Annotated in this window: 23 protein-coding genes and 1 tRNA gene; 17 read left to right on the forward strand and 7 right to left on the reverse strand. The window is 34.7% G+C overall.

Annotated elements, in window-relative coordinates; translation table 11 throughout:
• Positions 1–124 precede the first annotated feature (124 nt).
• The 5 genes from CD128_RS08195 to CD128_RS08215 all read left to right on the forward strand — a co-directional run bounded on the left by CD128_RS08195 (position 125) and on the right by CD128_RS08215 (position 3,513).
• Positions 125–820 carry a GNAT family N-acetyltransferase gene (locus CD128_RS08195; protein WP_103329498.1) on the forward strand — a complete coding sequence of 232 codons (696 nt, stop codon included), beginning with the start codon at positions 125–127 and terminating at the stop codon, positions 818–820.
• A 35-nt stretch (positions 821–855) separates the two neighbouring features.
• Positions 856–1,578 carry a phosphatase PAP2 family protein gene (locus tag CD128_RS08200; protein ID WP_231917279.1) on the forward strand — a complete coding sequence of 241 codons (723 nt, stop codon included), beginning with the start codon at positions 856–858 and terminating at the stop codon, positions 1,576–1,578.
• 17 nt (positions 1,579–1,595) lie between these two features.
• Positions 1,596–2,447, forward strand: a complete 852-nt coding sequence (locus CD128_RS08205; protein WP_197730757.1) for a patatin-like phospholipase family protein — start codon at positions 1,596–1,598, stop codon at positions 2,445–2,447.
• 71 nt (positions 2,448–2,518) lie between these two features.
• Entirely contained in the window at positions 2,519–3,247 is a 729-nt protein-coding gene (locus CD128_RS08210) for an alpha/beta hydrolase (protein WP_103329501.1), read from the forward strand.
• 17 nt (positions 3,248–3,264) lie between these two features.
• Positions 3,265–3,513, forward strand: coding sequence for a hypothetical protein (locus CD128_RS08215; protein ID WP_103329502.1), 249 nt, complete (start codon positions 3,265–3,267; stop codon positions 3,511–3,513).
• A 102-nt stretch (positions 3,514–3,615) separates the two neighbouring features.
• Here the strand turns inward: CD128_RS08215 and CD128_RS08220 are convergent, their stop codons facing one another.
• A complete protein-coding gene (locus CD128_RS08220; protein ID WP_103329503.1) occupies positions 3,616–3,906 on the reverse strand; it encodes a hypothetical protein in 291 nt (96 codons plus the stop codon).
• A 150-nt stretch (positions 3,907–4,056) separates the two neighbouring features.
• Between CD128_RS08220 and CD128_RS08225 the strand changes: the two genes are divergently transcribed.
• Complete coding sequence (locus CD128_RS08225) at positions 4,057–5,385, forward strand: sodium-dependent transporter (protein WP_103329504.1); 1,329 nt, start codon at positions 4,057–4,059, stop codon at positions 5,383–5,385.
• Positions 5,386–5,442: 57 nt separating this feature from the next.
• Here CD128_RS08225 and CD128_RS08230 read toward each other — a convergent pair whose 3' ends face one another.
• Positions 5,443–5,982 carry a hypothetical protein gene (locus CD128_RS08230; protein ID WP_103329505.1) on the reverse strand — a complete coding sequence of 180 codons (540 nt, stop codon included), beginning with the start codon at positions 5,980–5,982 and terminating at the stop codon, positions 5,443–5,445.
• Positions 5,983–6,086: 104 nt separating this feature from the next.
• The gene (locus tag CD128_RS08235) at positions 6,087–6,617 is read right to left on the reverse strand and encodes a pentapeptide repeat-containing protein (RefSeq protein ID WP_103329506.1); all 531 of its coding nucleotides are present in this window, start codon (positions 6,615–6,617) and stop codon (positions 6,087–6,089) included.
• Between the two features lie 288 nt (positions 6,618–6,905).
• On the opposite strand from CD128_RS08235, the gene CD128_RS08240 reads away from it, so the two are divergent.
• The 6 genes from CD128_RS08240 to CD128_RS08265 all read left to right on the forward strand — a co-directional run bounded on the left by CD128_RS08240 (position 6,906) and on the right by CD128_RS08265 (position 13,090).
• Positions 6,906–7,805, forward strand: a complete 900-nt coding sequence (locus tag CD128_RS08240; RefSeq protein ID WP_103329507.1) for a PLP-dependent cysteine synthase family protein — start codon at positions 6,906–6,908, stop codon at positions 7,803–7,805.
• Between the two features lies 1 nt (position 7,806).
• The gene (locus tag CD128_RS08245; protein WP_103329508.1) at positions 7,807–8,955 is read left to right on the forward strand and encodes a bifunctional cystathionine gamma-lyase/homocysteine desulfhydrase; all 1,149 of its coding nucleotides are present in this window, start codon (positions 7,807–7,809) and stop codon (positions 8,953–8,955) included.
• A 235-nt stretch (positions 8,956–9,190) separates the two neighbouring features.
• Entirely contained in the window at positions 9,191–10,213 is a 1,023-nt protein-coding gene (locus tag CD128_RS08250) for a methionine ABC transporter ATP-binding protein (RefSeq protein ID WP_103329509.1), read from the forward strand.
• A complete protein-coding gene (locus CD128_RS08255) occupies positions 10,214–10,873 on the forward strand; it encodes a methionine ABC transporter permease (RefSeq protein WP_103329510.1) in 660 nt (219 codons plus the stop codon). It abuts the gene before it with no gap.
• A gap of 41 nt (positions 10,874–10,914) precedes the next feature.
• Positions 10,915–11,760, forward strand: coding sequence for a dipeptide ABC transporter glycylmethionine-binding lipoprotein (gene gmpC, locus CD128_RS08260; RefSeq protein ID WP_103329511.1), 846 nt, complete (start codon positions 10,915–10,917; stop codon positions 11,758–11,760).
• A gap of 307 nt (positions 11,761–12,067) precedes the next feature.
• Positions 12,068–13,090: a LysM peptidoglycan-binding domain-containing protein gene (locus tag CD128_RS08265; RefSeq protein ID WP_103329512.1), complete on the forward strand. Its 1,023-nt coding sequence runs from the start codon at positions 12,068–12,070 to the stop codon at positions 13,088–13,090.
• A gap of 74 nt (positions 13,091–13,164) precedes the next feature.
• Here the strand turns inward: CD128_RS08265 and CD128_RS08270 are convergent, their stop codons facing one another.
• Positions 13,165–13,443 (reverse strand): hypothetical protein, encoded by a 279-nt coding sequence (locus CD128_RS08270; protein ID WP_103329513.1) that lies wholly within the window; start codon positions 13,441–13,443, stop codon positions 13,165–13,167.
• 319 nt (positions 13,444–13,762) lie between these two features.
• On the opposite strand from CD128_RS08270, the gene CD128_RS08275 reads away from it, so the two are divergent.
• Complete coding sequence (locus CD128_RS08275) at positions 13,763–14,152, forward strand: NUDIX hydrolase (protein WP_103329514.1); 390 nt, start codon at positions 13,763–13,765, stop codon at positions 14,150–14,152.
• A gap of 7 nt (positions 14,153–14,159) precedes the next feature.
• Positions 14,160–14,627: a GNAT family N-acetyltransferase gene (locus CD128_RS08280; protein WP_103329515.1), complete on the forward strand. Its 468-nt coding sequence runs from the start codon at positions 14,160–14,162 to the stop codon at positions 14,625–14,627.
• 56 nt (positions 14,628–14,683) lie between these two features.
• Here the strand turns inward: CD128_RS08280 and CD128_RS08285 are convergent, their stop codons facing one another.
• The 3 genes from CD128_RS08285 to gltC all read right to left on the reverse strand — a co-directional run bounded on the left by CD128_RS08285 (position 14,684) and on the right by gltC (position 17,663).
• Positions 14,684–15,499: a YibE/F family protein gene (locus CD128_RS08285; RefSeq protein ID WP_103329516.1), complete on the reverse strand. Its 816-nt coding sequence runs from the start codon at positions 15,497–15,499 to the stop codon at positions 14,684–14,686.
• Positions 15,496–16,620, reverse strand: a complete 1,125-nt coding sequence (locus tag CD128_RS08290) for a YibE/F family protein (protein ID WP_103329517.1) — start codon at positions 16,618–16,620, stop codon at positions 15,496–15,498. Before CD128_RS08290 ends, CD128_RS08285 begins: the two co-directional genes overlap by 4 nt.
• Positions 16,621–16,775: 155 nt before the next feature.
• A complete protein-coding gene (gene gltC, locus CD128_RS08295) occupies positions 16,776–17,663 on the reverse strand; it encodes a glutamate biosynthesis transcriptional regulator GltC (protein WP_103329518.1) in 888 nt (295 codons plus the stop codon).
• Positions 17,664–17,824: 161 nt separating this feature from the next.
• On the opposite strand from gltC, the gene gltB reads away from it, so the two are divergent.
• From gltB to CD128_RS08310, 3 genes are all read left to right on the forward strand, one after another.
• Entirely contained in the window at positions 17,825–22,324 is a 4,500-nt protein-coding gene (gene gltB, locus CD128_RS08300) for a glutamate synthase large subunit (protein WP_103329519.1), read from the forward strand.
• The gene (locus tag CD128_RS08305) at positions 22,311–23,774 is read left to right on the forward strand and encodes a glutamate synthase subunit beta (protein ID WP_103329520.1); all 1,464 of its coding nucleotides are present in this window, start codon (positions 22,311–22,313) and stop codon (positions 23,772–23,774) included. Before gltB ends, CD128_RS08305 begins: the two co-directional genes overlap by 14 nt.
• A gap of 123 nt (positions 23,775–23,897) precedes the next feature.
• Positions 23,898–23,990: transfer RNA gene (locus CD128_RS08310), tRNA-Ser, on the forward strand.
• The last annotated feature ends 193 nt before the right edge of the window (positions 23,991–24,183 follow it).

Here is a 24,183-nt window from a genome sequence, read left to right on the forward strand (position 1 = left end):
AAAGCGATAAAAACGACACATTCGTTTTATCGCTTTTTTAATGGGATTCAAGCATACCTATTAAGAGCTTATTTTGTAGCTTTAGTGTACAATTTACACAAAGGCAGTGTGGGAGTTGAAAACAATGCGAGTAAATGAATTTAAACAACCGATAGGAGAGACATTAGATAACTATGTTGTACCTTCATTTCCTGACGCACAAACTTTAGAAGGACGATATGGGACACTAACAAAATTGAGTATAAATCATACAAATTATTTGTATGATGTGCTATGCGATGATGAATCCAGAAAAAATTGGACATATCTTTATGAAGGACCCTTCGATAATAAAACAACATTTGAGGACTATATTAGACAACTTATTAATAGTAAAGATAAATACTTCTTTACTATTAAAGATAATACACAACAACAACCTTTAGGTATTTTGGCATTAATGCGCATAAATCCAGAGCATGGTTCTATAGAAGTAGGCAATATCATATATTCTAACCAATTAAAGAAAACACGTGTCGGTACAGAAGTACAATATTTATTGGCAAAGTATGTGTTTGAAACATTGAGCTACAGACGATATGAATGGAAATGTGATAATTTAAATACGCCTTCTAAGCATGCGGCACAAAGATTTGGATTTACATTCGAAGGAGTATTCCGACATTCTAATATTTGTAAAGGGCGCAATCGAGATACTGCTTGGTTCTCAATGCTAGATAATGAATGGCCAAGTGTTAAAACAAGATTTGAACAATGGCTCGAGCCAGATAATTTTGATGAAAAAGGCCATCAAATAAAACATCTTAGTGATTTTTCTTGATACAGAATACATGTTTTAATAGATAAAAGAAATATATGAAATTAGGAACTGGTGAAAGTGGTATGAGACAAAAGAAAGAATTTACATCTGCGATAACGGTACCTATGTTCATGATTGGGTTAATTATTTTTATATTTTTAGCGATAAATGTGAGCATGAATACATTGTTTGTTCAAAACATTGATTTAGGCTCATTACATTGGCTAACTGAACAATTTGGAGAACCTCAAAGATATTTTGGAGACAATCTTTGGCAGGACTTTATGACTTTTTGCGCTGAAATTGGCGAAGTGAAATCGATTATGTACATAACTGCATTTTTAGCGCTTATTTTATTATTTAAAAACTATAAAGTTTCGATATGGCTCATATTGAGTATCTATACAGGAACGTTAATGAATTATTTAATTAAACAACTTATAGAAAGACCACGCCCATATAATCACTTAATGCGCGATCATGGCTATTCGTTTCCAAGTGGACACTCAAATGCGAGTACCTTATTAGCTTTAGCATTGCTTATCGTTATCCTACCTATGATTAAGGTTATGGCAATAAGAATCATAAGCAGTGTGCTCACTATCGTAATATGGATAGGCGTTTTAGGATGTCGACTTTATTTTCACGCTCATTATATTACGGATGTCGTGAGCGGTGTGTCGTTAGGTGTACTATGGATAGCGTTGTTTTTAATGATTGTTCCATTGTTTTATCTTAATGTTCCAAGAGTTAAAAGAAAGGCTGTTCAACGTCGTTAAATAAAGGAGAGATAACAATGACAAATGAACGTACATTAGTATTAGGTGGAGGCGGTATTACGGGTATCGCTTGGGAATCTGGCGTGTTAGCAGGGTTAATAGATAATGGTATCAAATTGAATGAAGCGGATAAGATAATAGGCACGTCAGCTGGCTCATTTGTAGGAGCTGTGCTGGCGAATGGTTATGATATGAAGGATTATTATTATGAATTAGATGAGCGACGTGATGAGAATGATCGTGCTTCTATGTCGTCTGATATTTATCGTTTATGGCAAAATGCCTTTATCGTAGGACGCGATGATGCTGAGAAAGTCGGACAAATGATGGGCGATATTGTATATACGCGTCCGTCTAAAGTAGATTTAAATGAGCGTAAACAAGCGATTCGACAACGTTTAGGCGATGTTGAATGGAAAGATAATTTAGAAATTACTGCGATTAATGCTAAAACGGGGGTCACTGGCACATTTAATTCACAAAGCGGTGTAACTCTTGAAGAAGCGGTCACGGCGAGTGGTGCTGTGCCTGGTATTTGGCCACATATTCGTTTGAATGAAATTGACTGGATTGATGGTGGCATGGTGTCACCTACCAATGCGATGCTAGCAGAAGGGGCTAAGTCAATTATTATTCTAGCGCCGTTAGCTGATGGTTTAGGAATGATGCCAAGTGCGTTTGATGATGCTGAACAGTTAAGCAAACACAGCCATGTCTTAGTAATAAGTCCTGATAGTGATAGCCAAGCAGAAATTGGAGATAATATTTATAATCCAAACAATATCTTAAATATTGGTAATGTAGGTTATAAACAAGGGCAAGTACTGGCTCAAGAGATTCGAGATAATTATAAGGAATGGCTACACTAACAAATTTTTAGATTTAAGCCTGCGGGCAGTGTTAATAAATTATAATTTGTATTTAACTAGGGGGAGTTAGAATGAATGTTAAATCACCACGTCCCGTTCATCTGAAAGGGACACGAGAAGAAGCAGTATTGTTATTACATTCGTTTACAGGCACGATTCGTGATGTTAAACATTTGGCGACAGTACTTAATGAGGAAGGTTACACGTGCTATGCGCCAAATTATCGTGGGCATGGTTTACCTTTAAATGAGTTTACTCAATTTACGATTAACGATTGGTGGAGTGACGTTCAAGAAGCGTACCAATTTTTAAAAAACGAAGGCTTTGAAACAATTTATGTAACTGGAGTATCATTAGGCGGTTTATTTACATTGAAATTAGCTGAAACGGTTAAAGTTGATAAAATCGCGGTGATGTCTGCGCCAAGCGAAAAAGAAGAAGCGGGCATTGCATGGCGTATGGAACGCTATGGCCAACGTATGAACGAATTATTGAATTTTGATGATGAAACATCACAACAACAATTGGAAAGTATCCAAGCATATCAACCTCATATTACAACATTTAAAAACTTTATTGTTGGTATAACTGAAAACTTGAGCGACATTGAAACACCGGCAAGAATTTTATATGGTGGTAAAGATGAACAATCTTATCAAGATAGCGCCAAATACATTTATCAACACATTAAGAGTGAAGATAAAGAATTGATGTGCCATCCGTTATGTAAACATTTAATGACCCACGGAGATGGCAGTGACAAAGTAGAAGTTGATATCATTGAATTCTTTAATGCATAAAATAATGGAGGAATAAGATGAAACGTACTTTTCTATTAACATATACAACTGTTTCTGGAAAATCATATACTGAATTTAAAACCTTTCAAAACGGGCCGGATTATGATACATGCGTGCAACGTCTGATTGATGAATTCGACGAACTTGCTTATTTATTTCTAAAAAATGATACGCAAGTGCACTACATTAATGTGGATCATATTGAAAGTTTAAGTATTCAAGAAGTAAATGAAGGCCAAAACATTACGTATGATTTTAATGGATAAAAAGTAGTAGAAGGTATAAAGATGTGTGAGTAGACTCTATCTTTAGGAATAAGAGAGTGGGACAATACGTTCGTAATGAATTTTGTCCCACTCTTAAGTATATTAAGATTTCATCTCGTTAAGAAATTGAATAACATTTTTTTGTTGATAGACTACTAATTTGTGTTCATTATTGTCCTTATCAATTACTTTTACCCCGTTAGGAATAATACCTAGACTTCTAAATGGTTTTACTTCTTTTATATTGTCATAAGACACAAATACTGAGTCTTTTTGAATATTCAAAGCGTGCGCAGTAAATTTGAAGCCATTATCCTCAAATAATACATGGCCACCAACAGCCTCTTTTCCTTTCCAATAATTAGCTTTAATCTTTTCATGAAGTAAAGCCATAAATTTTCCTCCTTTATAGACTCTTTTATACAAATGTTACTATATAGAGTAATAAATAAAAAATATATGTATATTGCACTCTTTAACTAGACATGATAGAGTAGTACTTAAGTGCATAAACGCTTTAACGCGTTAAAGGGAGTTGGTAAAATGAGTAGCCAATCGCAATGGAAAACTTCAACCGGATTTATTTTAGCAAGTGCTGGATCAGCAATCGGGCTAGGCGCAATGTGGAAGTTTCCTTATATGGCAGGAATTTACGGTGGTGGAGCTTTTCTACTCTTATTCTTATTATTTACAATATTTGTAGGGTTACCACTATTAATTATGGAATTTACAGTAGGTAAGATGGGAAGAACTTATACTACTCAAATATATAGCAAATTAACTGATAAAAAATGGCTAAATATCATAGGGTGGAACGGTAATTTAGCTGTATTTATTTTATTTGGGTTTTATAGCGTTATCGGTGGCTGGATTATTATTTATATTGGTAATGTCATCTTGCAAATGCTATCTATTGAAAAAGCATCACTCACTCAAATTAATTTTGAAAAAATTATTAGTAACCCTTGGTTAACAGTATTGGGACAAGGTATTTTTATTTTGTTAACTATGGTTATTGTTATGATGGGTGTGGAAAAAGGTTTAGAAAAAGCGTCAAAAATGATGATGCCACTATTATTTATCTTTTTAATCATTGTAGTAGCAAAATCTTTAACTTTAGACGGTGCGTTAGACGGCGTGCGCTATATCTTGCAACCTAGAATGGAAGATATTTCTATGAAAGGCGTGCTTTTCGCCCTAGGTCAATCGTTCTTCACGCTATCTCTAGGTACGACAGGAATGATTACATATGCGAGTTATGCGCCTAAAGAAATGACAATTAAATCGTCTGCCATTTCAATTGTTATTATGAATATTTTAGTATCAGTATTAGCAGGATTAGCAATTTTCCCAGCGTTAAAAACATTTGGCTATGCGCCTCAAGAAGGGCCAGGGTTATTATTTAAAGTGTTACCTTTAGTGTTTAGTCAAATGGGCTTCGGAATTGTATTTTACTTTATCTTTTTAATCTTATTTTTATTTGCAGCACTAACATCATCTATTTCATTATTAGAACTTAATGTGTCTAATTTTACTAAAAATGATAATACTAAGCGTAAATCAGTGGCATTTGTCGCAAGTATTCTCGTGTTTATTATTAGTATTCCAGCGACACTTTCATTCGGTAGTTTAAGCGGATTCAAGTTTGGCGCAGGTACTATTTTTGATAATATGGATTTTCTAGTATCAAATATATTAATGCCATTAGGCGCTTTAGGTACAACGCTTGTAGTTGGTCAATTACTAGATAAAGATGCTTTAAAAGAAAGTTTCGGAAAAGATAAATTCAAATTCTTTGCGCCATGGTATTTTTTAATTAAATACATTATGCCAGTCGTCATCATACTAGTCTTTATCGTACAATTATTTTAGTATATAAAGAAAAAAGAGGTTGGACTCCTATCAATTTATAGGGTTCAACCTCTTTATTTATTTGAATAAAGTGTCTAAATAGTCACGTTCTATTTCTAAACCGCGCACATATTCATCAGACATGATTTCTTTACTAATTTCAATATTTTTAGAGTTAATAAATAATACTAATTTATGATTTTTTTCTTTAGAATCAAAGAATGTCATTGCACGATGAAGTGCTTTTTCTTCTGAGAAAAGGATAAGCGTACGTCCATACACTAAATCTTCTTTACCTCTTTGATAAGAGGCTTCTAAGAAGTCATACACTTTTTCGCCATCGTTATATTCAAAACCTGAATTAATATCGCCGTGGACTTTGTCAGCAATATTAGAAAGTCTTTCCATATCAGTTGTATCTTCAGGTTTGTATTGGTCTTTGACGTACATTTTCCATTTACTAAATTCATCATCAATGCGTTCATTTAATTGTTGATCGTCACTATTATTTTTAAATTTTTCCACTAATTCTTTTAGTTCATCCAGTTCCATTAATTCATCTCTAGATATACCACTAGGTTCAAATTCTTTATAATGTTCATCTGCATGTGCTGGCATAGTGATTCCTCCTCGTTTTAAATACGTAAATCTTTATTCCTTTAATTTATGTATTTAAAACATTTTGAAAGGGGGCTTGCACCTATTTTCAAAAAAGTAGGCTATTACATATTTTCAAAAGTAACATCTTGTTTACGCAACTCATTCATTACTTTTTCAGGAATAGCGGAATTATTAATCGTTACATTGATAAATGTACAATCTTTTATTTTTACATTGTCTAAATGGCATAAATCTAATGCGACATTCTCAAATGTTACTTTTTTAAAAACAACATCCTTAAAGGTTACATTACGTAAACTACAGTCCTTGAAGTAAGATTGTTCTATTGTCAAAGCATTGAATTGACTATCGTCAAACGTTGTGACGCTATAGTTTGATTTATTAAGTAATGTTTTGAAAAAGTTAGTATTTACAAAGATACTGCTACTAAAATCACAATTTATAAATTTAGAATTAGAAATAGTATTAATATTTTTAAAGATACCTTCGCTAAAATTACAATTTTTAAAGCGACTTTTGTTTACTTCTAATTCGTCATACATAGCATTTCTAAAATTACTATTTGTATAATTTAATTTTTTATAATTTTCATTTGAAAATACGGATAAAGATAAATCTGCTTTTGAAGGCATAAGTTTGTTCTCCTTTATGTCATATTAGTTGTAAAACATGCGCTCTTTGTGTGTTTATTACATTAATCGTAACACGAGTATTAATGTGAAGGATAGTTATTCATTAGAAATAGTAAATAGTCTAATTTTTTAGTTAATAAATAATTTAGCTTTTTGCATTAATGCTAAGGATAGCGTATAATCCATAGTGGTTAAGTAAGAATTATAAATTATAAAAATTTGGAAATGAATATTTTTAAAAGAAAGTAGGTTATATTCAGGCGGTAATAAACGTACTGGATACTCAACATGATTGCATATGATTTAATAGGACAAACACCACTAGTATTATTAGAAAGTTTTAGTGATGACAACGTTCAAATTTATGCTAAATTGGAACAATTTAATCCTGGTGGCAGCGTAAAAGATCGCTTAGGTAAGTATTTAGTAGAAACAGCTATGAAGGAAGGACGACTTCATGAAGGCGATACTATTGTAGAGGCAACAGCAGGAAACACAGGTATTGGATTGGCAATTGCGGCTAATCGTTACAATTTAACATGTGTCATTTTCGCTCCGGAAGGCTTTTCAGAAGAGAAGATTTCAATTATGCGCGCGCTTGGTGCAGACATTAAGCGTACACCGAGAAAAAATGGGATGATTGGTGCGCAACAAGAAGCACGAGCTTATGCGGAAGATACTGGCGCTATTTATATGAACCAGTTTGAAACGGAACATAATCCCGCCGCTTATACACATACGCTAGGTAAACAACTTACAGATGCATTGCCACACATTGATTATTTCGTGGCAGGCGCTGGTTCAGGCGGTACATTCACTGGTGTCGCACAACACATGAGACAGTTCGATGTGAAGAATGTCATTGTTGAACCTGAAGGCTCGGTGCTTAATGGTGGTGAAGCGCATGCACATGATATTGAAGGTATTGGCTCTGAGAAATGGCCTATCTTCTTAGATAAATCATTAGTGGATGACATTATTACCGTGAGTGATAAAGCTGGCTTTGAAAATGTGAAATTGTTGGCGAAACAAGAAGGCTTACTTGTAGGAAGTTCTTCAGGCGCTGCGCTACAAGGTGCTTTAGAGATTAAAAATCAAATCGATAAAGGTGTTATTGTAACCATTTTCCCAGATGGAAGCGATCGCTATATGTCGAAAAAAATATTTGAATACAAAGGAGATAAATAAAATGAAGAAAAAAACACAAATGATTCATGGTGGACATACGACAGATGACTATACTGGCGCGGTAACAACGCCAATTTATCAAACAAGTACGTATTTACAAGATGATATCGGTGATTTAAGACAAGGTTATGAATATTCTCGTACTGCGAATCCTACGCGTGCTTCATTAGAAAGTTTAATTGCGAATTTAGAGAACGGTAAATATGGTTTCGCATTTGGTTCAGGTATGGCAGCGGTCAGTGCAGTTATTATGTTATTAGATAAAGGCGATCACATTATCTTAAATTCTGATGTGTACGGTGGTACTTACCGTGCGTTAACAAAAGTATTTACACGCTTTGGTATCGATGTTGATTTCGTTGATACGACTGATATTGAAAAGGTTAAAGACTACATTAAACCAGAAACTAAAATGTTATATATCGAAACACCTTCAAATCCATTGTTACGTGTGACAGATATTAAACGTACTGCAGAAATTGCGAAAGAACATAATTTAATTTCTGTCGTGGATAATACATTTATGACACCTTATTACCAAAATCCATTAGACTTTGGTATTGATATCGTGTTACATTCAGCAACTAAATATTTAGGTGGACACAGTGATGTTGTAGCTGGTTTAGTTGCTACAGCTGACGATGAGTTAGGTGAACGTTTAGCGTTTATTTCTAATTCAACTGGTGGCGTGCTTGGACCACAAGATAGCTATTTATTAATCCGTGGTATTAAAACATTAGGTTTACGTATGGATCAAATTAATCGTAACGTTGAAGCTATTGTTGAAATGTTACAAAATCATCCATCCGTACAACAAGTCTTCCACCCAAGTATTAAAAATCACTTAAATCATGATATCCATGTAGCTCAAGCAAGTGGTCATACTGGTGTTATCGCATTTGAAGTGAAGGATACAGAAGCTGCGAAACAATTAATTCATAAAACAACTTACTTCACATTAGCGGAAAGTCTTGGTGCCGTTGAAAGTTTAATTTCTGTACCAGCTTTAATGACACATGCGTCAATCCCAGCTGATGTACGTGCTAAAGAGGGTATTACAGATGGCTTAGTACGTTTATCTATTGGTATTGAAGATACAGATGATTTAGTTGAAGATTTAAAACAAGCTATTGATACTTTAAACGCGTAAGTAACTAAATATAGTTGATTGTATAAGAGGGATAGCGGATGCTCCACTAAAGGGCATTCGCTTTTTTAGTAAATTAATATTGAAAGTTGTTGAAAAATACTATATAAGTAAATAAACACTATAAAATTCAGAAATTTTAAATTTTTTAAAAAACTATATTGACGCTTAAATGAGTATCACATATAATTCAATTATTCTTATATGTTTAATCAGAGATAGATGAGGTGGAATACGATTGATTGAATTTCGAAATGTGAATAAAGTTTTTCGGAAGAAACGAGAAACAATACATGCTTTGAAAGATGTATCTTTCAAAATAAACAAAAATGACATATTTGGCGTTATTGGTTATAGTGGCGCTGGTAAAAGTACGCTTGTTCGATTAGTGAACCAGCTTGAACATACTACAGATGGCCAAGTGATTGTAGATGGTCATGAAATTAATACATATAGTGAAAAAGATCTTCGAAAAATAAAAAAAGATATCGGTATGATATTCCAACACTTTAATTTATTAAATTCAAAAACAGTCTTTAAAAATGTTGCAATGCCACTTATTTTGAGTCATAAAAGCAGTGCGGAAATAAAAGAAAAAGTAGAAGAAATGTTAGAGTTCGTTGGTTTAGCCGACAAAAAGAATCAATTCCCCGATGAGCTTTCAGGTGGTCAAAAACAACGTGTAGCTATTGCGAGAGCACTCGTCACAAATCCTAAAATTTTATTGTGCGATGAAGCAACAAGCGCGTTAGACCCTGCAACTACAAGTTCAATTCTCCAACTATTAAAAAACGTAAATGAAACTTTCGGTGTCACAATTATGATGATTACTCATGAAATGAGCGTTATTCAAAAAATTTGTAATCGTGTAGCTGTGATGGAACAAGGTAAAGTGGTAGAGCTTGGCACAGTTAAAGATGTATTTAGCCATCCTAAAACGAAGACGGCTAAGAGCTTTGTTTCAACAGTGATTAGTACTGAACCATCGAAAGCGTTACGTGACTCATTTAAACGTGAAGATAACAATTATACAGATTATCAATTGTTCTTAGATAAACAACAAATTGAACAGCCTTTAGTGAATGAACTCATTCGTCAATATCAAGTCGATGTGACGATTTTATTTTCATCTATGTCGGATATTCAAGATGAAACGGTGTGTTATTTATGGTTACGTTTTGAACATGACCAACATTTTCAACGGGATAAGGTTGAAGATTACTTCAATGCACATCACATTCAATTTGAGGAGGTGCATTAGATGTTTGGTTCAAGTATAGATTCATCTCAATTATTTCAAGCACTATACGAAACGTTATATATGGTGACGGTCGCCCTGATTATAGGGGCATTAATTGGTATTCCATTAGGTATTTTATTAGTTATTACTCGAAAAAATGGGATATGGCCAAATGTGATTTTTCATCAAATTCTTAATCCAGTTATTAATATTTTAAGATCTATTCCATTTATTATTTTACTAATCGCGATTGTACCATTTACTAAATTATTAGTAGGTACATCGATTGGGACGACCGCAGCAATTGTTCCGCTAACAGTATATGTTGCACCTTACATAGCACGTTTAGTAGAGAACTCATTATTAGAAGTAGATGACGGTATTATTGAAGCGGCAAAAGCAATGGGGGCTTCACCATTTCAAATTATTCGTCACTTCTTATTGCCTGAAGCATTAGGTTCACTCGTTTTAGCAATTACCACGGCCATTATTGGATTAATTGGTAGTACAGCGATGGCCGGTGCTGTTGGTGGTGGGGGTATTGGTGACTTAGCTTTAGTTTATGGTTATCAACGTTTTGATACACTTGTCATCATTATTACAGTGGTAGTTTTAGTGATTATTGTTCAAATTATTCAGTCATTAGGTAACTTCATTTCTAGAGTTATTCGCAGAAATTAGTTATTTAAATATATATTTTTTAATTAGGGAGGCATTTTCAGATGAAAAAAATTATCGGATTATTATTAGCGTCGTTAATTGTCTTAGCGGCATGTGGCGGAGGCGGCAATGATAAGAAAGTAACAATTGGGGTTGCTTCAAATGACACTGCTGCTTGGGAAAAGGTAAAAGAATTAGCTAAAAAAGATGGTATCGATGTCGAAATCAAGCACTTCTCAGACTACAATGTACCTAACAAAGCATTAAGTGATGGGGACATCGATATGAACGCATTCCAACATTTCGCATTCTTAAATGAATATAAAAAAGCACATAAAGATTCAAAAATTGAAGCAATTAGTACAACTGTATTAGCACCATTAGGCATTTATTCTAAAAAAGTTAAAGATATTAAAGCTGTTAAAGACGGCGCAGAAGTCACTATTCCAAATGATGTCTCTAACCAAGCTCGCGCATTGAAATTATTAGAATCAGCTGGATTATTAAAACTTAAAGATAACTTTGGTTTAAGTGGTACAACAAAAGATATTAAAGACAATCCAAAACATTTAAAAATTAAAGCAGTAGACGCACAACAAACTGCACGTGCATTAGATGATGTAGATATTTCAGTTATCAATAATGGGGTAGCAACTAAAGCTGGATTAGATGCTAAGAAAGATCCAATTTACTTAGAAAAATCTTCTTCAGACGCAGTAAAACCATATATCAATATTGTTGCGGTTAACTCTAAAGACAAAGATAATAAAACAATTAAGAAAATTGTAGACTTATACCATGGTAAAGAAGCGCAAGAAGCATTGAAAAAAGATACTAAAGACGGAGAAAAAGCCGTTAATTTATCACAAAAAGAAATTAAAGAAATTGAAGATAGCTTAACTAAATAAAAATTATAAAATGAGAAGGCCAATTAAGTATTCATATGCTTAATTGGTCTTTTACATTGTTATATAAATGTAAAGTTTAAAACATATAACAATATATAAAATTTACATTTTATATATAACGCACTAAAAATTCATACATATGTAATCAAAATGAAATGGAATATTATGTCAATTTGTATTAATTTAATATACGTATACTACTCGTTCGGATTAAAAATATTCACGCATTAAATATAAAAAGCTTTTAATTCAGTTTCGAAATATTAATGAATAAATAACTCACGTATGGTTAAGGAGGCACTATTTCATGAATAAAAAATATCTTGCGACAGCTATTATAGGTACAGGAGCTCTAAGCTCAACGTTCTTTGGACATCAAGCTGAAGCATCGACAACACATACAGTTCGTAGTGGGGAATCAGTATGGTCTATTTCACATCGCTATGGTATTACAATAGCTAAACTAAAATCACTCAATGGTTTATCATCAAACTTAATTTTTCCAAACCAAGTATTAAAAGTTTCTGGTTCTGCATCTACAAATCATTATTCAAATCAATCCTATCAAAGTGATTCAGGTAATACATATACTGTAAGAGCAGGGGATAGTTTATCATTAATTGCTAATCGTTATGGTACAACTTATCGTCATATTATGGATTTAAATGGTCTTAATAGTTTCTTAATTTTCCCTGGGCAAAAGTTAAAAGTATCAGGTTCGGCTACAACGCATACATATACACACAATAACAATTCATCTTCAATTTCTACTGGATCAACAAGTACCTATACAGTACGTTATGGAGATTCATTATCATTAATTGCATCACGTTATAACACAACGTACCAACATATTATGCAATTGAATGGTTTAAATAATTTCTTCATTTATCCAGGTCAACAATTAAAAGTGAGTGGTACAGCACCAGTGCATACGCAAACTACAAGTACTAGAAGTGTAACAACGACACAATCAAATTATTATTCTCCAACATTCAATCATAGTAATTTATATGATTGGGGACAATGTACATGGCATGTGTTTAATCGTCGTGCAGCTATAGGTAGAGGAATTAGTACATATTGGTGGAACGCTAATAATTGGGATAATGCAGCAGCAAGAGATGGATATAGAGTTGATTATAGTCCAGCAGTAGGTGCGATTGCACAATCAGATGCTGGTTATTATGGACACGTGGCATTTGTTGAAAGAGTAAATAGTGATGGTAGTATTTTAGTATCAGAAATGAACTACAGCGCAAGCCCAGGAATTGCTACATATCGTACAATTCCAGCATATCAAGTACGTAATTATAAATTTATTCATTAATATAAAAAAATAGAAAGGCTAGTCATACTCCAGTTCGTTTTTGAACTTTTAGTATGGCTAGCCTTTTATTACTATTATTGGAAGTTATAATCTTCTTTAGCTTTTCTGAAGCTTGAAGCTAAACGTGTAACATTAATAATGAATGAACCAAATGCTGTTACTTTACGGAATTTATATGGTGATCTCATTGAAACGATGAAATCAAGTAAAGTACCGAATGCACTTAATCCTAAAGATAAATAAACTAAATTTTTATTTTTAGCATTAAATTTAATACCGTTATAACCATCAACGATAAAGCCAGCTGTGCTGACTAAGCTAGATAAGCGTGCAGTTTTTGATTTTTTTGCCATGAATAATACCCTCCGAAACGTAAGAATCTGGATAAAAGCTTTGAGGCTCTGGGAAATCGCTTAACGGCGTCCCAAAAGCAGAATTTTCGGCAGAGAGGCCCTCAGCACAGAGATTTTCAGAAAGAAAATCTACAAGCAAAGTAAGCTGGGGTTACTGTCACGATTCGACAAAATTTGAGAAACAATTTTGCTCACCGTTCGGTTCTGCTCAAATCCTAAGCGCTTTTGTCCCGACCTTCTTTACTATTATATGTTAACATCATACTAAATTGAGTTATTTTTTTGAAGTGTAAAGCTATAAATGGAGGAATAAATTCCTATGATTAAATGTGTGTGCTTAGTTGAAGAAACAGATGACAAAATATTATTGGTGCAAGTACGCCACAGAGAGAAGTATTACTTTCCTGGAGGCAAAATAGATGAAGGTGAAACTTTACTTGATGCGATTCAAAGAGAGGTTAGGGAAGAATTAAGTTTAGACTTAGCACAAAGTGATTTTACGTATATAGGTACAGTTGTGGGAAAAGCGTACCCACAACCAGACATGTTAACTGAATTGAATGGCTTTAAAGTTAATGTAGACATTGATTGGGATAAGGTGACGATTGATAATGAGATTACTGATATGAAGTGGTTTGATAAGGAAGATACGTCATTAATAGCACCTGCTGTAATTAAATGGATTGAAACATTTTCGACGAGAGAGTAGGGACAAAATGCAGATTCGACGTTTTACAAATAAAGATAATAAACAGATTGAATCATTTGAAGTGCTCAAGGAAGATAGAAAATTTACAAGAACCCCATTACATAATATTGAATTAGCTCAAGAGGATAGTGAAAGACATCCGATAGTTATTATGCAAAATGACAAATGTGTGGCATTTTTCACCTTACATGAAGGAAGTGGCGTTGCGCCCTATAGTGATAACCTCCAAGCTATGCTTTTTCGTTCATTTAGTGTAGATGCGAAATATAGAGGAGAAGGTATTGGTAAATCAATTATTAAAACCTTGCCTCACTTCATCGCACAGGAATTTCCAAACGTGAATGAAATTGTACTTACAGTAAACACTGATAATCATAAAGCAATTAAATTATATGAAAGCGCAAGATACAATTATTCTGGTGACGCTTTTTTAGAAGGTAGGCCAGTTCATGTCATGAGTTATAGAATTAAATAAAACGTAAGCGTCGCTACAATGATTGAAAATTGCAGGACGCTTATATTTTATCTATCTTAATCACGTTTAATTGATGCTTCATTTTCAAGAGAAGACGTATCAGAAGTTGTTGAATGATTAAATTTAGGATGTTTAATCAACATCGCGGTAATCCACGCAGTAATCGGAATGCTTAGGGCTACGGCAATGCCACCTAATAAAATAGAAATAAATTCTTGGGCAAAAATCTTCGAGTTAATAATATGTCCAAACGAATAATGGAGCTGGAAGAACCAGAAGAATAAAGTCAGCTGACCGCCAAAGAATGCTAAATAAATCGTGTTTGCCGAAGTAGCGAGAATTTCTCGACCTACACGCATGCCGGATTGAAATAATTCTTTGCGCGTTAAGTTAGGGTTGGTAGCATTGAGTTCATAGATAGGCGAACTAATGGTAATCGTTAAATCGATGACCGCAGCAATCACTGCAAGAATGATAGTGAATACTGAAAATTGAACCATATCAATGCCAATATTCATTGAGAAAATATACGTTTCATCTTGTTGCTCAGTCGCAAACCCTTGTAAATGGCCTAATTTAACCGATAAATAAATGCCTATAATTAAAATAATAGTGGTAGCAATGGTACCTATAAATGCAGCTTTTGTCTTAGTGTTATAACTATTTAAAATAAACAGATTACAAGCTGCTATGATAAGGCAAAAAATGAGTGAAACTAAATAAATAGGCACTCCTAACATAATGAAAACAATACTAATGATTAAAATAATAAAGTTTAAAAACAACGTTAAATAAGAAACTAACCCCTTTTTACCTCCAAAAATAATCATTAAAGCAAATAAAATAAGGGCGAGTATAAAGATTGCATTCATCGTGTCATCACACCCCTTCTTTTAATCCATAGCACCATGAGAGCAATAGTGATTGGAATCGTTAGAACTATACCAATCCCACCAGTTAGTGCGCGGTCTATTTCTAACGACCAATTCATAGAAATCGTATAGGTAAATGTATTAGCATTTTTTAAATAAATTAAAAACATGGCTAAACTGCCGGATAAATAAGAGAAAAGTAAAATATTGGTCATTGTCCCCATAATATCTTGACCAATATTACGACCCGCTAATGCTAAACGAGACGTAGTAATGTCAGGTGTGCGTTGAACAATTTCGTACATACCACTAGAGATAGTAATGGCTACATCCATAACGGCCCCTAACGAACCGATTAATACGGAAGCCATAAATACATCTTTAGGGGGTAAGGTTAAAAAGCTCATGGTTTCATATTTTATGCCCGACCCACCTGTGAGTTGAATGACTAATTCAGTAATACCGATACATAAAAATGTGCCTAATAACGTGCTAAGCGCCGTAATCCACGTGCGCATGTGCCAACCTGTTACCAATAACAATGTAACGATTGTAGAAAGAACAACCGCTATACTCATTAATAAAAATAAATTTGTGGATGGTAATTGGTTATGAATTGCTATCGCTGAAATGATTGCAATGGTATTAAATATTAACGATAAGATGGATTGAAGTCCTACGTGTCTTCCTACTAGAAGCAACGTTATGATAAAGACCCCCACAATAGCCACAGTCAGACTATCGCGCTTTTTCTCTAGGATAGTCGCATCTTTAGGACTTTTTTGAATATGTAATAATACTTTGTCATTTTTACTAAAATGTTCAGTATCTGCTTGAGATTTTACATAAGTATTATCAATAGTTGTGGTCTCACCTTTAAATTGGCCATTGAGTACTGTTAATGTTAAGTGCTGTTTATACTTTAAGTCAGAGTTATGTTGTTCGTCTGTTACTTTTTGTGCTTTAGTTGTTTCAACTTGCGTGATTTTACCGATAGGTGTGTGATAAAAAGACGCATTAAAAAATGTTAAGATAAATAAAGCTATCATTACAATAGTGATAATAAGTGTTATCCAATTAAGAACACGTCGTTGTAATGGTGTTTGTTTCTTTATATTCATTAATCATAAACCTCTTTAACTTTCTATTTCTACCCTTTGTTATGACAGGGGTGATTATACGCTTCCATGAATAATTATTCAAATAGTAACTATTTTGATTTACAAATATTAAATCAGTTTTGATTGCTAAAAATGAATTTATTTACGACTTACCTCTAATGGTAAGTCGATACTTTACTCAATAGTTGTTGTATTAAATTTAATAAATTAAGCACGTCTATTTTTTTATTATCTTTTTTGGCGATAACACAAAATGAACGTTTCAGCTCTGTATGGGCTAGCGAAATATCGTATATTTGCTGATCAACATTATTAAATGTTACATAGTCAGGCACAATGACATATCCTCGCTGTTGTTTTAATAAGTATTTCGCTAATAATTCTGTTCCTACAATATTAGTAGAAGTTTTGAGAGTGCTTTTTAATTTACGTTCTATGCTAGGGGCAAGTAGCGTCAATGTATATAACGTTTGTTTCTCAAATTGAGAGAGTGGTGGCTGAGTTGCTAAAGCTACTGCATCATCTTTTGGTACATATATATGATAAGTTTCTTCAAATAAAGGTTTCAGTGATAGACGTTTATCTTGTTGTAATTCTGGAGTGATCTCAACTAATCCTATATCTAACCCTCCTGTATGAATCTTTTCAATAATCTCCGTCGTTGTCATTAATGTTGGCATCACAGTGCTCTCATAATTTTGTTCAAATGATTGAATAAGAGATGTAATCATTTTTGAAACATAACTTTCTTCAAATCCGACATTAATAATATGTGCATTTTTAAGTTTTTCTTTTTGGAAAAGGGCAACTGTTTCATCTAATTGTCCTAAAATTTGGGTAGCTTGGGTTAATAAAGCTTTGCCCTGAGAAGTTAGATGAATATTACGCCCTTGTCTATTAAATAAGGCCACTTGTAACTCTTGCTCTAGCAAGGTGATTTGTCTGCTTATAGCAGATTGAGCGATATTCAATTCTAATGCTGCTTCAGAAATATGTTCACGTTTTGCGACTTCAACGAAATATTTAAGTTGTTTAATCTCCAACACGGTCCCTCGCTTTCAGTTGTGCTTATTATCATGGTGTTATTCATCTATTTTTTAGAACGATATCATCTATTTAATATATTGTTCAGATAAATATTTTACATTATATTAATTATTATTAACAGTAAATTTTCTGAAAATTCTCAAAAGGAGTGGGCATCGTGTTTGAACATAGATTAAAAAGAGGGTTGTATGATTTCCGTGAGGAACATGATGCATGTGGTATCGGTTTTTACGCCAATATGAATAATGTAAGGTCTCATGACATTATTGAAAAATCATTAGAAATGTTGCGACGATTAGACCATCGTGGGGGCGTTGGGGCAGACGGAATTACTGGAGACGGTGCAGGCATTATGACAGAAATTCCGTTTGAATTTTTCAAAAAATATAGCGAATTTGACTTACCTAATGAAGGGGAATATGCGGTAGGTCTTTTTTTCTCTAATCAAAAAATTGCTGGCACATCACATGAAACAACATTCAATCAAATTATTGAGCAAGAAGGTTTAAATGTTATCGGCTATAGAGATGTACCGGTTGATACACAAGCTATTGCCCCCCATGTTGTGGCAACTATGCCGTATATTCAACAAATCTTTATCCATTTAAATTCACATAAAGCAGCTGTGAAACAGCTGTTCCTAGCCAGAAAGCAAATTGAACAATACGCAGAATCACAAGATTTAGCACTTTATTTCACAAGTTTGTCTCATAAAACGATTGTATATAAAGGGTGGTTACGTTCAGACCAAATTAAAAAATTATATTTAGATTTAAATAATGAAGATTATCAATCAAAGCTAGGTTTAGTTCATTCAAGATTTAGTACGAATACATTTCCGAGTTGGAAACGTGCCCACCCGAACCGTATGTTGATGCATAATGGAGAAATTAATACGATAAAAGGCAATGTCAATTGGATGCGTGCACGTCAACGCACATTAATTCAAACATTGTTTGGAGAAGAAAGCCATAAAATTCAAAAGATTGTAGATGAGGATGGTAGTGACTCAGCAATTGTAGATAACGCGTTAGAATTCTTAACATTAGCGATGGAGCCTGAAGAAGTAGCAATGTTGTTAATTCCTGAACCGTGGTTATACAACAAATCAAACGATGAAAATGTGCGTGCATTTTATGAATTCTATAGTTATTTAATGGAACCATGGGATGGACCTACGATGATTTCATTCTGTAATGGAGATAAAATTGGTGCATTAACTGACCGTAACGGTTTACGTCCTGGACGTTATACGATTACTAAAGATAACTTTATTGTATTTTCATCTGAAGTGGGTGTCATTGACGTCCCTGAGGAAAACGTTGCCTTTAAAGGACAATTAAATCCAGGGAAATTATTACTTGTCGATTTCAAAGCTAATAAAGTCATTGATAATAACGAGTTAAAAGCACGTATTGCCAGTCAACATCCATATCAAACATGGCTTGAAAAACATAAAGTTGATTTAGGCTTAGATGACGTAAAGTATACCCATCGTTTGTTAGAACCATCAACGTTATTTAGATTACAAAAACAATTTGGTTATACCAAAGAGGATATTTATAAATATATGACTGCTTTAGTTGCAGGTAAGAAAGATCCGATTGGTGCAATGGGTTATGATTCACCACTTGCAGTTTTAAATGAGCGACCTGAGTCATTATTTAATTACTTTAAACAATTATTTGCGCAAGTAACTAATCCACCGATTGATGCCTATCGTGAGAAGATCGTAACAAGTGAACTTTCTTATTTAGGGGGAGAAGGAAACTTATTACAACCGAATCCTTCTGTGCTTAATCGTATTCAATTATCTAAACCTGTGTTGACTTTGAGTCAATTAGAGACAATTAAACAAAGCAAGTTTGACGTGAAACATTTATCAACGTTATATCGTGGCAGTCTTGAAGAAGCATTGCAACGCTTAGGGAAAGCGGCGATTCAAGCAACACATGAAGGCTATACGATTTTAGTGCTTGATGATAGTTCTCTTATTGAAAGTGAGACTAAAGCAGGAGTGGACGAAGGTCAACGCTATGCGATTCCAATGTTATTAGCAATCAGTCACATTCACCAGTTACTAATTAGAGAAGATTTACGTATGAATACAAGTTTAGTCGCTTTATCTGGTGAAACACGCGAAGTTCATCATGTTGCTTGTTTACTAGGTTATGGTGCCAATGCGGTTATTCCATATTTAGCACAACAAACGATTGCGCACTTAGCTGAGGATGGACACCTTAAAGGTTCTGTTTCTGGAAATGTAGAAACCTATACGAATGTTTTATCTGAAGGTGTCATTAAAGTTATGGCTAAAATGGGTATTTCCACTGTTCAAAGTTATCAAGGGGCTCAAATCTTTGAAGCAGTGGGACTTTCTCAAGAAGTCATTGATGCTTATTTCACAGGTACACAATCTAAATTGTCAGGTTTAAGCATTGAACAAATTGATGAAGAAAATAAAGCACGTCAAAGTAGTCATAGCGAATATTTAGAATCAGGAAGTATTTTCCAATGGCGCCAACAAGGCCAACATCATGTATTTAATCCGACTACGATTCATTTATTACAACATGCGTGTCGTGAAAATGATTATGAACAATTTAAAGCTTTTTCAAATGCAGTCCATGACAATAGAAAGGACCACTTACGTGACTTACTAGAATTTAAAACACAACGCGCTATTCCTATTAGCGAAGTGGAGTCTGTAGAATCTATCGTTAAACGTTTTAACACTGGGGCGATGAGTTACGGTTCAATTTCTGAAGAAGCACATCAAACATTAGCGAAAGCTATGAACCGATTAGGCGGAAAAAGTAATAGCGGTGAAGGTGGAGAGAACCCTAAGCGCTATGAAATTCAAGAGGATGGCAGTTGTTTATCAAGTGCTATTAAACAAGTAGCTTCTGGACGTTTCGGTGTGACAAGTAATTACCTACAACATGCGAAAGAATTACAAATTAAAGTAGCTCAAGGCGCTAAACCAGGGGAAGGTGGACAATTACCGGGTACTAAAGTTTATCCATGGATTGCTGAAACACGTGGGTCAACACCAGGAATTGGATTGATTTCACCACCGCCACATCATGATATTTACTCGATTGAAGACTTAGCACAATTAATTCACGATTTGAAGAATGCGAATAAAGAAGCGGATATTGCCGTTAAACTGGTATCTAAAACAGGTATCGGTACGATCGCTTCAGGGGTAGCTAAAGCATTCGCAGATAAAATTGTTGTAAGTGGATACGATGGTGGAACCGGTGCATCTCCAAAGACAAGTATTCAACATGCAGGGTTACCGTGGGAGCTAGGATTAGCTGAAACACATCAGACATTGAAGTTAAATCATTTACGCAGTCGTGTACGTTTAGAAACAGACGGTAAATTATTAACGGGTAGAGATGTTGCCTTAGCTTGTGCACTAGGCGCAGAAGAATTTGGATTTGCTACTGCACCGCTTGTCGTTTTAGGTTGTATCATGATGCGCGTATGTCATAACGACACATGTCCAGTAGGTATTGCAACGCAAAACCAAGACTTGAGAGCTTTATTCAGAGGTAAAGCTGATCATGTAGTTAACTTTATGCATTTCATTGCTGAAGAACTTAGAGAAGTTTTAGCCTCACTTGGTTTGAAAAAGGTGGAAGATTTAGTGGGACGAACAGATTTATTACAACGTTCTAGTGATATTAATTTTAAATCTAAAGCCGCATCACTCGATGTCACTAAACTATTACATTTAGTAGACGGGCCAAACACGAAACAAATTTCTCAAGACCATCATTTAAATATTGGTTTCGATTTAAATTATCTATATAAAGATGCTAAACAAAGTATTGAAAATGGAGAAACATTCAAGGGGCATTACGTTGTAAATAACGAACAACGTGATGTGGGAGTTATCACAGGTAGTTATATTACACAACAACATGGTAGTGAAGGTTTGCCGGAACATACAATTATTGGTGAAACAACAGGTCATGCGGGGCAAAGCTTAGCAGCTTTTGCGCCTAAAGGTTTATTGATTCATCATACAGGTGATGCCAACGACTATGTAGGTAAAGGGTTGTCAGGTGGTACCGTAGTTGTAAAGGCACCTAACAAAGCACGAGAGAACGAAATTATCGCAGGAAATGTCAGTTTCTATGGTGCTTCGCAAGGTAAAGCCTATATTAATGGTAAAGCTGGCGAACGTTTCTGTATCCGTAATAGCGGTGTAGACGTTGTAGTTGAAGGTATTGGTGACCATGGTTTGGAATACATGACTGGAGGTCACGTCATCATATTAGGTGACGTTGGTAAGAACTTCGGACAAGGTATGAGTGGTGGCGTCTGCTACATTTTCCCAAGTGATGTTGAAACATTTAAACGTGTTAACGACTTGCCGACATTAGCCTTTAAGAAAGTAAGTCATATTGAAGAAAGAAATTTATTGAAAACGATGTTAGAAGAACACTATCACTTTACTCAAAGTACTAAAGCAGCGGCTCTTTTACAAGATTTTGAACACGTAGCTGATAAAGTCGTCAAAGTCATTCCGAAAGATTATGAGTTAATGATGCAAAAAATCGAGTTACAAGGTCGTCGTTTGCCACAAGATGAAGCGAAATTAGCTGCATTCTACGATGAAGGCACTTCAATTGATCAAATTTAAAGGATTTATGAAGTATGAGAAACAGTCGTTATCCGAATTGTCGCTTGTGGATCGATTAAAAAATCACGATGCATTTCAACAGCGCTTTTCACGTGAGGAAGCCTCTATACAAGGCGCACGTTGTATGGATTGTGGTACGCCTTTTTGTCAAACGGGTCTTCCTTTTGGTCGGGAAACAATTGGATGTCCTATTGGCAACTATATTCCGGAGTGGAATGATTTGGTGTATCATCAAGATTTTAAAGGGGCCTATGAACGTTTAAGTGAAACTAATAATTTTCCTGATTTTACTGGACGCGTGTGCCCAGCACCTTGTGAGAACTCTTGTGTAATGAAGATTAACCGTGATTCCGTAGCGATTAAAGGTATTGAACGTACGATTATAGATGAAGCTTTTGAACATGGATGGGTTAAACCCAAATATCCAAAAGTACGTAAAACCCAAAAAGTAGCCATTGTAGGAAGCGGCCCAGCTGGACTAGCAGCCGCTGAAGAACTTAATTATATAGGCTATCAAGTTACAGTGTTTGAAAAAGCTGCTGAGCCAGGCGGATTACTCATGTATGGTATCCCTAACATGAAGTTAGACAAAGATGTTGTGCGTCGCCGTATTGCCTTAATGGAAGAAGCGGGCATAGTATTTAAAACGAATGTGAACATAGGGGTAGATGTATCAAAAGAGGAATTAGAAACGCACTTTGATGCGATCATCTTATGCACGGGAGCTCAAAAAGCACGAGATTTACCTTTAGAAGGACGTATGGGCCAAGGCATCCACTTTGCGATGGATTATCTTACAGAACAAACACAACTTCTCAATGGTGAAATTGAAGAGGCAACGATTACGGCAAAAGATAAAAATGTCATCATTATCGGCGCGGGGGATACAGGGGCCGATTGTGTGGCAACCGCATTACGTGAAAATTGTAAGTCGATTGTACAATTTAACAAATATACTAAAGCACCAGAAGAAATTACGTTTAAAACCAATACATCATGGCCTCTTCCTTTACCTGTCTTCAAAATGGATTATGCGCATAAAGAATATGAAACACGCTTCGGCAGAGAACCACGCGCTTATGGCGTTCAGACTATGCGTTATGATGTCGATCATATTGGCAATATCCGTGGAGTTTATACTCAAATCTTAGAAGAAACACCTGATGGTATGGTAGTAGTGGATGGTACTGAAAGACATTGGCCAGCCGACTTAGTGTTACTTTCAATTGGATTTGAAGGAATTGAACCTACAGTACCAAGAGAATTTGATATTGCTACTAAATTTAATAGAATTGTAGCGAATGATAAAGACTATCGTACGAATCAAGATAAGATTTTCGCAGCTGGAGATGCACGTCGAGGTCAAAGTTTAGTTGTATGGGCAATTAAAGAAGGACGTGCGGTTGCTAAATCAGTTGATAGTTATTTACAACAAAAAGTGCTAATATAGATATTTATCTTTAATCAAGCAACAGACAATGTTTGTAAAGAAATGATTAAAAAAGTTTTAATACAGTAAAGAAAATGTTTGACTTCCAGTGAACCATGTTATAAGATAGTTATTGTGTTCATTGGAGGAATACCCAAGTCCGGCTGAAGGGATCGGTCTTGAAAACCGACAGGGCCTTAACGGGCCGCGGGGGTTCGAATCCCTCTTCCTCCGCCATTATAATTAAAATCCAAGACTAATAAATATAAAAAGACAAGTACTCAATGCGTATTGAGTACTTGTCTTTTTTTGTTGCATTTAAACGAATGAAGCGCAAATATCAGGCTCTACGTCAAATCGGACTGATGAGTCCTAATATTGAGATTAAGCAACCTTAGGTTGTTTAATCTCTTTTTTTGTTGTTGAGGCA

The sequence above is a fragment of the Staphylococcus croceilyticus genome (genome assembly GCF_002902575.1).
Taxonomy (GTDB): Bacteria; Bacillota; Bacilli; order Staphylococcales; family Staphylococcaceae; genus Staphylococcus; species Staphylococcus croceilyticus.

Bases quoted from the DNA above. Each gene is read 5' to 3' on its own strand.
- CD128_RS08195 (WP_103329498.1), top strand. From the start codon at position 125: ATGCGAGTAAATGAATTTAAACAACCGATAGGAGAGACATTAGATAAC.
- CD128_RS08200 (WP_231917279.1), top strand. From the start codon at position 856: ATGAAATTAGGAACTGGTGAAAGTGGTATGAGACAAAAGAAAGAATTT.
- CD128_RS08205 (WP_197730757.1), top strand. From the start codon at position 1,596: ATGACAAATGAACGTACATTAGTATTAGGTGGAGGCGGTATTACGGGT.
- CD128_RS08210 (WP_103329501.1), top strand. From the start codon at position 2,519: ATGAATGTTAAATCACCACGTCCCGTTCATCTGAAAGGGACACGAGAA.
- CD128_RS08215 (WP_103329502.1), top strand. From the start codon at position 3,265: ATGAAACGTACTTTTCTATTAACATATACAACTGTTTCTGGAAAATCA.
- CD128_RS08220 (WP_103329503.1), bottom strand. From the start codon at position 3,906: ATGGCTTTACTTCATGAAAAGATTAAAGCTAATTATTGGAAAGGAAAA.
- CD128_RS08225 (WP_103329504.1), top strand. From the start codon at position 4,057: ATGAGTAGCCAATCGCAATGGAAAACTTCAACCGGATTTATTTTAGCA.
- CD128_RS08230 (WP_103329505.1), bottom strand. From the start codon at position 5,982: ATGCCAGCACATGCAGATGAACATTATAAAGAATTTGAACCTAGTGGT.
- CD128_RS08235 (WP_103329506.1), bottom strand. From the start codon at position 6,617: ATGCCTTCAAAAGCAGATTTATCTTTATCCGTATTTTCAAATGAAAAT.
- CD128_RS08240 (WP_103329507.1), top strand. From the start codon at position 6,906: ATGATTGCATATGATTTAATAGGACAAACACCACTAGTATTATTAGAA.
- CD128_RS08245 (WP_103329508.1), top strand. From the start codon at position 7,807: ATGAAGAAAAAAACACAAATGATTCATGGTGGACATACGACAGATGAC.
- CD128_RS08255 (WP_103329510.1), top strand. From the start codon at position 10,214: ATGTTTGGTTCAAGTATAGATTCATCTCAATTATTTCAAGCACTATAC.
- gmpC (WP_103329511.1), top strand. From the start codon at position 10,915: ATGAAAAAAATTATCGGATTATTATTAGCGTCGTTAATTGTCTTAGCG.
- CD128_RS08265 (WP_103329512.1), top strand. From the start codon at position 12,068: ATGAATAAAAAATATCTTGCGACAGCTATTATAGGTACAGGAGCTCTA.
- CD128_RS08270 (WP_103329513.1), bottom strand. From the start codon at position 13,443: ATGGCAAAAAAATCAAAAACTGCACGCTTATCTAGCTTAGTCAGCACA.
- CD128_RS08275 (WP_103329514.1), top strand. From the start codon at position 13,763: ATGATTAAATGTGTGTGCTTAGTTGAAGAAACAGATGACAAAATATTA.
- CD128_RS08280 (WP_103329515.1), top strand. From the start codon at position 14,160: ATGCAGATTCGACGTTTTACAAATAAAGATAATAAACAGATTGAATCA.
- CD128_RS08285 (WP_103329516.1), bottom strand. From the start codon at position 15,499: ATGAATGCAATCTTTATACTCGCCCTTATTTTATTTGCTTTAATGATT.
- CD128_RS08290 (WP_103329517.1), bottom strand. From the start codon at position 16,620: ATGAATATAAAGAAACAAACACCATTACAACGACGTGTTCTTAATTGG.